Below are 12,982 nucleotides of genomic sequence, written 5' to 3'. Positions count from 1 at the left end.
TGGCAATGGCAGAGATAAAAGGCAAAGCTGATGTTTAATAGATACTCGCTTGGGGCTACTGTCTTAGGCATTTTTTCGTTGGCAGTCTTTGGAATCGTTCGAGCTTTTACCTGGTTGAGCGAATCACCTAACCCTGAACCCTTTGTTGATAGAGGTGAATTCGTTGAAGTAGATGCAAACGAAAGATCTAGGAATGAAATAACCAAGAATACTGATGACCAGTTCATCGAAGACACTCGTGTTCGTGATGGCCGTAATGACGATCTCGCATTAACTTTTGCTGACGATCAGCCAACTAGCCCATCTGATCAGACAAACAGCTCATCTGAAGACGACGTATCTTCAGATAGATTCTTAAAAGATGTTCTTGACCCAACTTTGCTGGACACTGATGATGCTGCATTAACTGAGGCTACATCGACACAGAGTGATATTCAAAATGATCAGCTAGTCCCGTCTGATCTTAGTAATGCTAGTCCTGTGAGTACTGATGCTGAGAGTACTAATGCTGAGAATATTGAGCCGACAGCACCTGCTCCTCAATCTGTTCCGGCGCTGTGGTGACTAGAGTTTCGACCATGCAGCAGACAGATGTCATTGTTATAGGCGGCGGAATTATAGGGCTAGCGATCGCCCTAGAGCTTCATCAGCATGGTATGCAGGTTACCGTTCTTAGCAAAGACTTTACTGCTGCCGCTGGACATGCTGCTGCTGGAATGCTTGCTCCAAACGCCGAACACCTCCCCCCCGGCCCAATGTCTGAGCTGTGCCAGCGCAGCTTAGAACTCTATCCCACATGGACTAGCAAGTTAGAAGATCTCACTGGCCAAGACAGCGGCTACTGGCCCTGTGGCATACTTTCGCCCTACCTACAGCCCCGCAAAAATGCAAAGACGGCTTTTCCAATCAATGCGGAGGCTATCCATAGCTATCAGCCAGGATTAAGCCAAAGTGTGATAGGTGGCTACTTTTATCCAGAAGATGCTCAAGTAGACAATCGGGCTCTAATTCGAGCATTACTCACTGCGGCCCAAGATGCTGGTATAGAGATCAAAGAAGGCGTTGCGCTTGAAGGCTTTGTTCAGCATCAGGGTAGAGTCATTAGCCTACGGACTTCAGCTGGCGAACAGCAAGCTGATCATTACGTTCTAGCGACGGGTGCCTGGTCTGGAGGGCTATTGCCAATTCCTGTAACGCCGACAAAAGGTCAGATGGCTGGCCTGCGAGTTCCCCTTGAGTATAGTCAGGCTCAACCCTTGAGCCGCGTGCTCTACGGAGAGAAAGTGTATATCGTACCTAGGCGCGACGGACGTATTGTTTTGGGCGCCACAGTAGAGAAAGTCGGATTTGCACCCCATAATACGCCTGCTGGAATCACTCAGCTACTGAATGCGGCCATTGAGCTCTACCCTGAGATTGCGAATTTTCCTATAGAAGAATGCTGGTGGGGGTTTCGCCCAAATACGCCTGATCAAATGCCCATTCTAGGCACTAGTCCTTGCAACAATTTAACGCTGGCAACCGGCCACTATCGCAACGGCATTTTGCTAGCCCCTATCACTGCAAAGTTAGTAACAGCTCACATAAAAGGTCACGCCGATCCGCTATTAGACTCATTCTCTTACGAGCGGTTTCGAGAATCTACTACTAGCACGCTTACACTGAGATCTTCTACTCGCCCGGCTCCAGACAGTATTAGCTACTCCCCAACCCCCTCGCTTCCCATGCAACTTGCTGATGTTCGCCCCCTTCACTCCGCTCCTACCACTGATTCTCTTTCGATTGCGGGTAAAACCTTCCGCTCGCGTCTAATGACCGGCACAGGTAAGTTCAGCAGCCTAGAGACCATGCGCCATAGTCTGGAGGCTAGCGGAAGTGAAATCGTAACGGTAGCCGTACGACGGGTACAAACTAATGCGCCTGGGCACGAGGGACTCGCTGAAGCAATTGACTGGGAGAAAATTTGGATGCTCCCTAATACGGCAGGCTGTAAGACCGCGGACGAAGCTATCCGGGTAGCCCGACTAGGTCGCGAGATGGCAAAGCTATTAGGCCAAGAAGCCAATAATTTTGTGAAGCTAGAGGTGATTCCGGATGCGAAGTATCTGCTCCCTGATCCAATCGATACCCTTAAAGCCGCTGAACAGCTAGTGAAAGAAGGGTTCGCGGTATTGCCCTATATCAACGCTGATCCACTGCTAGCAAAGCGGTTGGAAGATGTCGGCTGCGCCACGGTGATGCCCTTAGGATCGCCAATTGGATCAGGTCAGGGAATCAAGAACGCAGCGAATATCCAGATCATCATTGAGAATGCAACGGTGCCTGTAGTAGTAGATGCTGGAATCGGGACACCTAGCGAGGCAGCGCATGCGATGGAGCTAGGCGCCGACGCGCTACTAGTAAATAGCGCGATCGCACTTGCTAAAGATCCCGTTGCGATGGGTAGAGCTATGGGCATGGCAGCCGAAGCAGGCCGACTTGCGTATCAGGCTGGGCGTATTCCGGTTAAAGCCTACGCGAGTGCTAGTTCGCCCACTACTGGGACAATTAGTCACTGAGTCAAACTAAGGTATCAGCAGCCTATATAGCTCTGTACCTGTGCTATCGCTAGCTTTTCATTGCTCCTATATCTGCCTTTATGTATATTTAATCTTTAAGGACTAGAAAAATCTCCTTAGCTTTGTTAACATAAGTTTACAAATAGATTGAGAGCTTAAAGCGTATGAGATATACAGAAGATGAAGGTGGTTTGCTAAACAACTTTGCAGTTGAGCCAAAGATGTACCAGGCTGAGCCCCCTACTGGTATAGAAAAGCGTAACTACATTATTCTTGGTAGTCTGGCGGCTAGCCTAATTGTTGGTCTGTTTGCAGTTGCAGCCTCTGTTTCATAGTCGTTCTATTTATTGCGGACTCTTAGCCCCCCTTAAAACTGAAAGCCCGTTTCCCCTAGAGGGAAGTACTTTCTTTTAAAAACCCGCACTTAGTGCGGGTTTTTGCATTGCATGCTGTACTGAATAAGGAGTCTATTCGCTAGATACTAGATCAGGCTCTGATTAAGGAAGGCTAGCAATGGTAGCTCATTGGATTTTCGGCGAGACCCGAAGTGGCAAAACGCAACAGCTGATTCGCTTTGCTCAGCAGGTAGGAGCGCAGCCGCAGCAGCCTCTGTTAGTGTTTGGTGCGAATGGCGACAACCGGATTGCGCTAGCGGGGCGCTTGATAGACGATCTAGGCGATCGCGTCGCTATGCTCACGTCTACCCCAGCTGGATTTATTCAGGACGAGATCATCCTTTTCTGGCCGCTGCTAGTCCAAGCACTCGGCTTACAAGCTCAGTTTCCCCTCAAGCTCCGCCCCGAAAATGAGCAGGTTTTAGCGACAGAACTCTGGCGAACCCAGCTTGATAGCGGCGAGCTAGCAGTAGACGGCTGGCGCGAATCGCGTTTAGTGCGCCGAAGCCTAGATTTTTTGCTGCTAGCCTCTCAAGGTTGCATTCCTATCGAAGAAATTGCCGATATTCTAAAGGCGGGAATGCCAGGGTCTTTAGCACCTGCTGCGCTATGGGACTCGGTAGGCGCAGCGTTAATACGTTGGCAGAGTTGGTGTTTACAACGAGGTCTGTTGACCTACGGCATTATGAGCGCGCTCTATTGGCGGTATCTGTTGCCAATGGAGCAGTATCAACATCAGCTGCGGTCTCGGTTCAAAGGCGTATTGGCAGACGATGTGGATGAATACCCAACGATTATGTCTGCGCTGCTTTCAGTCTTTCTAGAAGCGGATTGTCCTTGCCTATTTACCTTCAATCCGCAAGGTAAGGTGCGGTTGGGCTTGGGCGCAGACCCAGCAGAACTGCTAACGCTATCAGCTCGGTGCGAGCAGATATCACTAGATAGTCCGGTGAAGGACTCTTTGGGAAAATGGGGCAATCGCGTTGCCGAATGGGTCGCAGATCCGCTGGCTATCCCTGCTCTGCCTGATGAGATCACGCTTTTGCAGGCTACTTCTAGAGGGCAAATGCTCCGAATTACCGCCGAGGCGATCACGCTGGCTATCGAAAGTGGTCAGGTTCAGCCAGACGAAATAGCTGTGATCGCCCCTGGCCTAGATTCTATCGGGCGCTACAGTCTGATTGAGATTCTCAGCAGCCGAGGCATCGGTATCGAATCATTAAACGATCAGCGGCCCCTGGTCAGTTCACCGATGGTGCGATCGCTTCTGGCTTTGCTGGCACTGATCTATCCAGGCCTAGGGCGATTAGTGGATCGAGATGCGATCGCCGAAATGCTTGTTGTCCTTAGTCAACATCCTTCTTCCACTCCCTTAGTAGCTCATTCTTCCACGTCTTCTACTTCGCTACGGAGCGCCCCCGATACCTGGTTTGATCTAGTTGCCATCGATCCAGTTCGCGCTGAGCTAATTGTCGATAACTGCTTCGTTCCTGATATTGAAAACCCTCACCTACTTCCTGCCGAGACCTTTTCACGCTGGGATCGGCTTGGCCACCAAAGTGTCAATGCCTACAACCGCATCTTGAACTGGATCGACTCTCAAAAGCAGCTCCGCCAGCAGCGACTCACCCTCAAACCAGTCATCACCATCGACCGCATCGTTCAAGATTTTCTGTGGCGCGGCACTCACCTTCCTGCTGATCAGCTCGCTACCTTACGCGAACTGATGGAAACGGCCCAATACTTTTGGGAAGTAGAAGATCGCCTAAATCTAGTTGATGGTGCGTGGGGCACGACGGAATCATCCGCTGCTAGTCACAGACTAAGCGATGTCGGTCGCTTTATTCAGCTCATCCAGAAAGGGACAGTTTCAGCCAACCCCTATCCAGTGAATCCGCGTGCTTTGGGCCAAAGAGGGGTTACGCTCTCTACTATCTATCAATACCGCGCCCAGCGTTTGAATCACCGCTGGCAATTCTGGCTAGATGCCGGTTCGCCTCTGTGGGGCAGCAGTGCTGGAGAACTCTTTGGCGCACCGCTATTCTTACAAAACTGGCCTGGAAAACCCATTACGTTAGCAGAGATAGAAGCTGCCAACGAGGCTTACCTTAGTCGGACTCTACACGACTTATTGGGCCGCGCTCAAGAACGGGTTTTACTGTGTCACAGCGAGCTAGCACTGACGGGCCAAGAGCAGATGGGTCCTTTGATTTCGCTAGTGGGTGCGGCACAACCTGCTGACGGCTCGTTAACCTCTGATGAAGCGCTTGTGACAGCTGAATAAATAGTTATTCCTCTCTATGTCCATTCTTTAGTAGTGGTATAGATTTGAGTTACAGCAGGTCTATAGCTGGGTTTATATAGAGTAGGGCGAAATCTTGGTCTCCAACGTGGTTTCTAACAGAGAACTATTTGACTACTGGTACTCACAGGTCAGATTCAAAAATGAAACACTGATCGCGGCTCCAGGTCATGTTGAAACATTTAAGCTCAGACACGATTGCACAAACTACGATCAGCTTTGGAAGAGTCCTGCGGTTACGCAGCTACCTGGACTAGAACAGGATCGCACGGTCGCTGTAATCAAATACGTGTGTACCTCTCGCGTTTTGCAACGCCGGTCGACTTTATTGCGATCAAAAATCACAGAGATAGAAGATAGTTATGAACAGCTGGAAGCCGAGCGCTCTAATTTTGAAAAGATCATTCGTAGATTTCAACAGGTCCTCTTTGGTAAAGTCAAAGAAGCGGAAACGCTGCAAGCAAAGATTAGAACGCTGACGACAGAAAACGAAGCGCTGAAAGTAGAAGCAGAAACAAGTAAAGCCTACACAGAATTACTAGAGAAATTTGAAACACTGCAAAAAGCATTTGAGAAAGAATCGAAGCGCCGAAAAGAACTAGGTAAAAAAAACCAAAGCCTAGGAGGACGAGTCGCCCACACCAGACGATTTCGTAAAGAACGAGATGAAGCTAGAGCAATTTTGTTAGAGCAAAAGGAACAGATCGCCCAGCTTACCCAGCTCAATCGAACCTTAGAAACTCAAAATCGGGAGATGCGTGAACAGCTTTCCCAACTTCAGCCCCAGCAGTCCCTAACTTGATATTCTCTTGTAAAGAGAAGCTACATAAGCATGAAGCTATCTAAGCTGAAACAAAAGGTTTATACCACTGCTCAGGTTGGAACGACTCGGCAGTTAAAAGTGCAATATCCCGCGATTAAGGCTTTGGACATGCGCTACAAGAAGTCGTGGGAAAGTGCCTTATCGCTTGTTCAAACAGCGCTTTCGGTAGATTTTGAGCCGAACGATTCGAAAAATCAATCCACGCACCCTGCTCAAATAGACTCAGCCAAAGAGAGTTTGATCTTTCAAGATTGGCTGAGCGATCCGCCAGATGAGTACAAAGACCTCTTTGCAGAAGCAGACGCTGCGTTAACTTCATTTGGTGAAAAGCTAAGCAAAACCAAGCAGCTGACAAAGACCGCAAAAGCGATGGTTGCCAGCTTGGATGAATTTGCCGAAGCGACTGTAGAAGAAGCGCAACAGCTAGCCTCTGCAGATTGACAGCATCAATAGACTCGAATGCTGAGATCTCAAAGCTAGACTTAGCGACGGATGCCGCCACGGCGATCGCGACGCGCTTGACGCATAGACTGAAGCTGATCGCGCTGCTCTTCAGTTAAGAGGGCACGCACTTCTTCTCTAGAGGCTTCGCTGATGCTGCGAATTTGGTCACGCTGGCTGTCAGTAAGATCAAGCTCCTTCCAAGCCCTACGACCTTCAGTGGATTCTAGAATGGCTCTTTGCTCTTCTGTAAGAACGGCCTGAACTTGGCTACGGGTATCGGTGAGGATAGCCTGAATTTGTGAAGACTGGTCGTCGCTCAAATTTAGCTGTTCTAAATGGTGGCCAATGCGATGAGCGCCTCCAGCCTGGGCGGAGCTGATGAAGACAAGCGGCGCAGATAAGAGCGCGATCGCAGCCAGACTACCTAAAGAGAAAGTTTTTAGATTGAATTTCATGTGTACTTAATAGGGTTGAGTTTGCAACGTTTGGGGGTTGTTTCCCCGAGATATGTCTACTGTATGAGGCGAGCAATTGCTTTGAGAGGCGGCAAAGGTCACGATCACACCCATGACTTTTGTCATGACTAGGCGATTGAAACAACCCCCAATGCCGCGGCTAAGGGATAGTTAAACTAGGCGCTCTGTACGATTTCACACTCTTGTGAGTAGCTGCTCCGTTGAGAAAACTTTGATTGATTGATTGCGCTATGCGAGCAATTCGGTTTCAAAATCATCCCTTCCGCTTTTTGCTCTATTTAGAATGGGGCTTATTAGCGATGGCAATGGCTAGCGTGCTGGAGTCACCCCCTGGACGATTGGCTAAACGATTAGGCAACGAGTCATGGCGATCAGGCCGTTCGCCGTCGGATGCAGGTCTAACTAGTTTTATCTGGCACTACAGTCCTGTGCTTGCTCTCGTCTCATTGATGATTTTTGGAGCAATGGGATTGTATCTACCCAGTGGGCGACTGGCAAAATTAGGACATACACTAGGACAAATTCTGCTGGTTTTAGTGGCTTCGGTGACCGTTTTCAATGATGGCCGCACGTTCCCGTTCATTTATTTGGTGCTGGTGATTCGAGGCTGCCTGATGTTTGCGCCGACCGGACGGATCATGCTAGCGGGTATCGCCTTTATCCTATTCTTAGGCGGACTAGTCTTTCGGCTGCGATTACTTTTTGGGCTGGGTGGTCGGCTACCGCCCCAAGCGCGCGATCGCTTTCGAATGCTAGCGATGGGACTACAGCTAAACTTTATTGTGCTGTTTGCGCTATCTCTATTGCTAGTGGTCTTACTAATCAACGCGCTATTGACAGAACGTCAGAGCCAGCACCGGCTTCAGCAGGCAAACCAGACCTTACGCCACTCTGCCCAAGAAATTGAAAAGTTAGCCATGGATCAAGAGCGTAGTCGAATCGCGCGTGACATCCACGATTCATTAGGGCATTCGCTGACAGCTTTGAACATTCAGCTAGAGAGCGCTGTGAAGCTGTGGGAGAAAGATCCACAGCGATCACACCAGTTTCTACAGAATGCTAAGCGGCTTGGGAGCCAGTCACTGCAAGAAGTTAGGCAATCAGTTGCCACCCTACGTCAAGATCCGCTGATGGGTCAAAGCTTGGAAACAGCGATCGTTCATCTGATCGAAGATATTCAGTCTAGCCCATCGAACCATCTCGATATCGAGCATCACATCAAACTAGCAACTGCGCTCCCTAGTAACCTGCAGGTTTTACTCTATCGGATTGTGCAAGCAGGACTCACGAATATCGTCAAGCATGCCAATGCTAAACATGCTCGGCTACAGCTGCTCAGCTCCCAGGCAATTGCCACTTTGAGTTTAGAAGATGATGGTGAGGGCTTTGATCCGCTAGGCGCGAAAGCAGGCTTTGGATTACAGAGTATGCGCGATCGCGCTGAATCGGTAGGGGGAACTTTTGTGCTGAATAGTTCTCGTCAAGGCACCAGCATACAGGTAAGTTTGCCAATTGGGAGGTTGATAGCGTCATGATTAAGATTCTTTTGGTTGAAGATCAAAAGCTTATTCGAGAAGGGCTCAACGCGCTGCTTTCTCTAGAAAGTGATCTCGCGATCATCGCCGAAGCTGCAAACGGCAAGATCGCGCTTGACTGGCTGGCCAATGCAAAACCAGATCAGCTACCTGAATTGGCTTTGATAGATATGCGGATGCCCGTCATGGACGGCGTTGCCACCACAGCCATGATTTCTAAGCACTATCCGGCTATCAAGGTCTTGGTGCTCACTACCTTCGACGACGATCAGCTCATCGCCCAATCGATGGCAGTAGGTGCTCAAGGGTATTTGCTTAAAGACACCCCTTCTGAAGAGCTAGCGGCAGCTATTCGCTCAGTCGCTAAGGGCTATAGTCAATTTGGTCCTGGCATCGTCCAAAAGATGATCGGCGCGTTGCCAAACATAGCAGCGCCACCGGTATCGCGATCTACACGAGCTAGTAGTGCGCTCGATACATCTCTTGAAGCGAATAAAGTAGATCTACCACCCGAAGTCGCTGCGCTAACGCCTAGAGAAACCGAGGTATTAGTCTGCATTGGCAACGGAGCAAGCAATAAAGAAATTGCACAGCAGCTGTTCTTGTCTGAAGGAACCGTGAAAAACCATGTGACGAGTGTGCTGAGTCGATTAGGATTGCGCGATCGCACCCAAGCTGCTCTACTAGCTCAATCGATTCATCTCCAATCCACTCAGCAGAGTTAAGTACCCTTCTTGGGAAAAAGTACGGCCTAGAAAGAAAGGCAACCAAGAGAACGAGAGAACAGGGACAAAATAGGGTACAAATAGGCAGTCAATCGCGTTAATCGAACTTGATATGTTCGTATTCGTTACCTTGCCTGGGCGTCAGCCGCTTTTTGGATATTTCATTGGGTTTGCAGTTGACGAATGTTACCAACGTTGCTCTAATTTGACTACTTAACCCTGCCTCTTTTGCCAAGTCCTGAAACAAGGTTGAATATCGGCCTATTTTCGTTCTTGTAATCAGCTTTGAAACCCACGCAAAAGCACATAAGCGACTCCTATTTCTTCCTATGAAGTCTTCCTCCTACACTGAGTCTACTCGGTCCGCTTCGACTAATTATGCGCCTTCTGTACCTATGTCAGTACATCGAGAGCTAGCCGCCGAGCTGCGGGCGAATAAAGCCGTCATTGATTCGCTCAACAACCGCAACGAGCAGCTGCTAAGACAAAATCAGAGACTAAAGCAAGAAATTCATCATGTTGTCCAAGCAGCAGTCAGCCTAGGCCACACTGCTGGTGTCACTAGGGGAGCTAAAAATAGCGTTTACAACAGCTCGCGTAGTGGCCTACGGAGCGATAAGAAAGAACCTCTCACTAAGAACACTGGCGCCAAACACACTGGCACCCAACGCAGTAGGCTCGATGCTGCCTCAGCTAGCTCAAATCGAACACAGAGCGAAAAGCAAAGAAGTGAAAAGAAAACTGGAAAGCAAACCGGCGAAAGACCAAACACTCAACGCTCTCATCTACTCGAACTCATTGACCCTAATCTCATTGATCAGGCCGCAATGCCATACGAGCCTTCAGCTGCCTCAGCTCAGATTACTTCGCCATCAACCCATACGCTTGTGCATCAGCCGATTAGCGAAGGCCACCCCACGGGGCGTTCTGGCAAGAAACAAATCTCTAAGCTATCTGAAAATACTAGCCAACAGCCTCAGAAAGACTCTAAGCTAAGCTTTCAGTTTTCTGCCATGATGCCTAAGCTCTTCACAGAAGAATCTGGCAGCCATCATAGCTCTCTCTTAGAAAAGAGCGCTCAGCAAGAGATTAGCGGCATTTGGCTAGCGCTTTCTATTTTGTTGATTGTTGTGACGGCTTTTGGCGCTGGGTTCCTAATTATGAAGCCATTGCTAGGCAGACGTTAGATTCTTCTATGATTGAGCTGATACTGTATTCATTGTTACGGTGATAGGGTGACCCTGCTCTGCTATAGATTCTGTTAGGTTGCTAAGGTCAATCATATCCGCCGCAAGTGCTAGAAAAGCAGTAGGCAACCTGTGTAGCAAAGTTGCGATGCATTCGTACTTTGCTACATATACACATCAGAATCGGCTGAATCCTTGGGAGAAAAGTACGTAAGTCATGAAAAGAATTGAAGCAATTATCCGTCCTTTCAAGCTAGATGAGGTAAAAATTGCCTTAGTCAATGCTGGTATCGTTGGTATGACCGTCTCCGAAGTGCGAGGATTTGGTCGTCAGAAGGGGCAAACAGAGCGATACCGGGGCTCGGAATATACCGTTGAGTTTTTACAAAAGCTGAAGCTAGAGATTGTGGTAGAAGATGCTCAGGCCGATATGGTCATTAGCAAAATTATTGAATCTGCTCGAACCGGCGAAATTGGTGATGGCAAGATCTTTATTAGTCCAGTTGATGAGATTGTACGGATTCGTACGGGTGAGAAAAACTTAGAGGCTGTTTAGTTTGCGGCCGTTTAGTTTATAGTCAGTTAGTCTGTGGTATATAGGTTCTAAACTTGAGCAACCGCTAGAGTTAGATAGTACCTGTATCTTGCCGCCAACTGTTTTAGAAGGGAGATAGAAACCTATCTCCCTTTCGTTTTTTTGCCTTTTTGCGCTACGTCTCTTTACTTATGAGTCTGCCTAGTTCCTCAAGTTCGCTTCAGCAAACGGTCGAAAGTCGTCTGCAAGCATACGCACGCTTCGGTGTGGAGCTAGGTCTTGATCGGATTAAATCCGTCCTATTCGCCTTAGGTGAGCCGCATCGTAGGGTACCGATAGTTCACGTTGCTGGTACGAATGGCAAAGGATCAGTCTGTGCCTATCTATCTTCTGTTCTAACAGCAGCGGGCTATAAGACGGGGTGCTATACGTCGCCTCATTTAGTAGATTGGCGAGAGCGCATCCGGGTAGATGGTACGCCAATTAGCTGGACAGCTTTGCAGACGACGCTAGATTCTGTGGAAGAAGCGATCGCTCAGAGAAAAGATAATGCTAATTCGCTAGATGATTCTATTCCTACCCAGTTTGAAGTGTTTACTGCGATGGCTTGGCAGTACTTCGCTCAGCAGCAGGTTGATGTGGCAGTCGTTGAAGTCGGGCTAGGAGGCCGACTAGATGCGACTAATGTATGCGATCAGCCATTAGCTACGGTGATTGTCTCGATTGGCCGCGATCACTGGCAAAGGCTAGGCGATACGATAGCAGAGATTGCGGGAGAGAAAGCTGGCATTTTTAAACCTGGCGTTCCGGCGATTGTTGGACCTTTGCCGCCGGAGGCAGTCGCTATCGTAGAGTCTAAAGCCAAAGAAGTAGGCGCGCCGTTGATATGGGTTCAGCCTGCTGTGAAGCAGGCAGAGGCTAGCGATAGTAAAAGTACAGATAGCGACGGACTGCTTAGCTACGGTGGGATCGACTATCAGCAAACCTTGCTAGGAGAGCATCAGCATGTAAATTCTGCCTGTGCGATCGCCGTTCTTCAGTCGCTGCAAACCCAAGGCTGGACCATCTCCGATGAAGCTATCACGCAGGGTATGGCTAATGTCCGCTGGCCGGGGCGGTTACAGCAGGTGCAGTGGCGAGGGTATAACTTACTAATCGATGGGGCGCACAACCAAGAGGCGGCGCGATCGCTTAGAACATATCTAGATCACACGTACCCGGATCGTTCTATTACCTGGTTGATGGGAATGCTGCAGACCAAAGACCATGAGGCAATCTTTAAAACGCTGCTGAGACCAGGCGATCGGCTACATTTAACAGCAGTCCCCGGTCATTTAAGCGCAGAGCCTGAAGCGCTCAAGGCGATCGCTCAGAAAGTCTGTCCCGCACTGAGCTATACCCAAACCCATCTTGAGTTAGAAACAGCGCTCGTAGCCGCGGTCCAAACGCAACCGACAGTTTTTTGTGGCTCCCTTTATCTAATCGGTCACTTTTTCAAGGCGCTGTATGCTTCTACTCCTTAAAAGGCGGACTAGAAAAGCAGGCCAGAAGCAGCGGATTAGAAAAGTAGGCCAGAAACTCACTGCTACAAGATGCTACTATTTATCCTTCCTTTCACTTCATCGGCGTTAGATAGCACCCGGCAATCTTCCATTCTCCTGTCCATTGCCGTTGCATTAGGTAGGTGGCTCGAATTAACTTTCCTGCTTGATCCATCAGCATTACCTGCTGGGCAGGTAGATCGTCTACCTTTAATACGTTCTCAAATACAACTGAACGAGGGCGATAGACAGATGGATAGGCAGCTTCGACCATCGCAGCAAAATTGTTGGCCGTAGCAAATTGCTGCTGAATACCAGGTGCTGCCTGAGAAAAAGCGGTGGTCACGTCACCTTGCTGAAACGCTGTAATCTGTAGGCTAATCACCTGACGGATAGCTTCTCTATCGGCTTCTTCCATCTCCATCAAAGTTACCTTCTCCTATCAACTTAGCCAATCTCAT

The 12,982-nt window shown here is 49.0% G+C and carries 13 protein-coding genes and 1 pseudogene; 12 read left to right on the top strand and 2 right to left on the bottom strand.

Going from position 1 to position 12,982, the window contains the following annotated elements:
• The first annotated feature begins 30 nt into the window (after window positions 1-30).
• The 7 genes and pseudogenes from S7335_RS11585 to S7335_RS11565 all read left to right on the top strand — a co-directional run bounded on the left by S7335_RS11585 (window position 31) and on the right by S7335_RS11565 (window position 6,519).
• Window positions 31-564 carry a hypothetical protein gene (locus S7335_RS11585; RefSeq protein ID WP_006454580.1) on the top strand — a complete coding sequence of 178 codons (534 nt, stop codon included), beginning with the start codon at window positions 31-33 and terminating at the stop codon, window positions 562-564.
• Window positions 565-578: 14 nt separating this feature from the next.
• Window positions 579-1,580: pseudogene (thiO, locus tag S7335_RS28835) on the top strand (glycine oxidase ThiO); the annotation flags it as partial.
• A 144-nt stretch (window positions 1,581-1,724) separates the two neighbouring features.
• Window positions 1,725-2,558 (top strand): thiazole synthase, encoded by an 834-nt coding sequence (locus tag S7335_RS28830; RefSeq protein ID WP_227500056.1) that lies wholly within the window; start codon window positions 1,725-1,727, stop codon window positions 2,556-2,558.
• A gap of 164 nt (window positions 2,559-2,722) precedes the next feature.
• Window positions 2,723-2,893, top strand: a complete 171-nt coding sequence (gene psb34, locus S7335_RS27765; protein WP_006455079.1) for a photosystem II assembly protein Psb34 — start codon at window positions 2,723-2,725, stop codon at window positions 2,891-2,893.
• Window positions 2,894-3,071: 178 nt separating this feature from the next.
• Window positions 3,072-5,237, top strand: coding sequence for a hypothetical protein (locus S7335_RS11575; RefSeq protein WP_006453690.1), 2,166 nt, complete (start codon window positions 3,072-3,074; stop codon window positions 5,235-5,237).
• Between the two features lie 106 nt (window positions 5,238-5,343).
• Window positions 5,344-6,057: a hypothetical protein gene (locus tag S7335_RS11570; protein WP_157620193.1), complete on the top strand. Its 714-nt coding sequence runs from the start codon at window positions 5,344-5,346 to the stop codon at window positions 6,055-6,057.
• Between the two features lie 30 nt (window positions 6,058-6,087).
• Window positions 6,088-6,519 (top strand): hypothetical protein, encoded by a 432-nt coding sequence (locus S7335_RS11565; protein WP_006454691.1) that lies wholly within the window; start codon window positions 6,088-6,090, stop codon window positions 6,517-6,519.
• A gap of 41 nt (window positions 6,520-6,560) precedes the next feature.
• Here S7335_RS11565 and S7335_RS11560 read toward each other — a convergent pair whose 3' ends face one another.
• Window positions 6,561-6,977, bottom strand: a complete 417-nt coding sequence (locus tag S7335_RS11560; protein WP_006456221.1) for a Spy/CpxP family protein refolding chaperone — start codon at window positions 6,975-6,977, stop codon at window positions 6,561-6,563.
• Between the two features lie 251 nt (window positions 6,978-7,228).
• Between S7335_RS11560 and S7335_RS11555 the strand changes: the two genes are divergently transcribed.
• The 5 genes from S7335_RS11555 to S7335_RS11535 all read left to right on the top strand — a co-directional run bounded on the left by S7335_RS11555 (window position 7,229) and on the right by S7335_RS11535 (window position 12,503).
• The gene (locus S7335_RS11555) at window positions 7,229-8,533 is read left to right on the top strand and encodes a sensor histidine kinase (RefSeq protein ID WP_038016138.1); all 1,305 of its coding nucleotides are present in this window, start codon (window positions 7,229-7,231) and stop codon (window positions 8,531-8,533) included.
• Window positions 8,530-9,258 (top strand): response regulator transcription factor, encoded by a 729-nt coding sequence (locus S7335_RS11550; protein WP_006453593.1) that lies wholly within the window; start codon window positions 8,530-8,532, stop codon window positions 9,256-9,258. The genes S7335_RS11555 and S7335_RS11550 overlap by 4 nt, the downstream gene beginning before the upstream one ends.
• 329 nt (window positions 9,259-9,587) lie before the next feature.
• Complete coding sequence (locus tag S7335_RS25925; protein ID WP_050765837.1) at window positions 9,588-10,445, top strand: hypothetical protein; 858 nt, start codon at window positions 9,588-9,590, stop codon at window positions 10,443-10,445.
• Between the two features lie 217 nt (window positions 10,446-10,662).
• Window positions 10,663-11,001: a P-II family nitrogen regulator gene (locus S7335_RS11540; protein ID WP_006453730.1), complete on the top strand. Its 339-nt coding sequence runs from the start codon at window positions 10,663-10,665 to the stop codon at window positions 10,999-11,001.
• Between the two features lie 170 nt (window positions 11,002-11,171).
• Window positions 11,172-12,503 carry a folylpolyglutamate synthase/dihydrofolate synthase family protein gene (locus tag S7335_RS11535; RefSeq protein ID WP_050765835.1) on the top strand — a complete coding sequence of 444 codons (1,332 nt, stop codon included), beginning with the start codon at window positions 11,172-11,174 and terminating at the stop codon, window positions 12,501-12,503.
• Window positions 12,504-12,594: 91 nt separating this feature from the next.
• Here the strand turns inward: S7335_RS11535 and S7335_RS11530 are convergent, their stop codons facing one another.
• Entirely contained in the window at window positions 12,595-12,945 is a 351-nt protein-coding gene (locus S7335_RS11530; RefSeq protein WP_006457264.1) for a DUF4864 domain-containing protein, read from the bottom strand.
• Between the last annotated feature and the right edge of the window lie 37 nt (window positions 12,946-12,982).

It is taken from the genome of Synechococcus sp. PCC 7335 (genome assembly GCF_000155595.1).
Classification (GTDB): Bacteria; Cyanobacteriota; Cyanobacteriia; order Phormidesmidales; family Phormidesmidaceae; genus Phormidesmis.
This window is presented reverse-complemented; position numbering and strand designations above follow the sequence as displayed.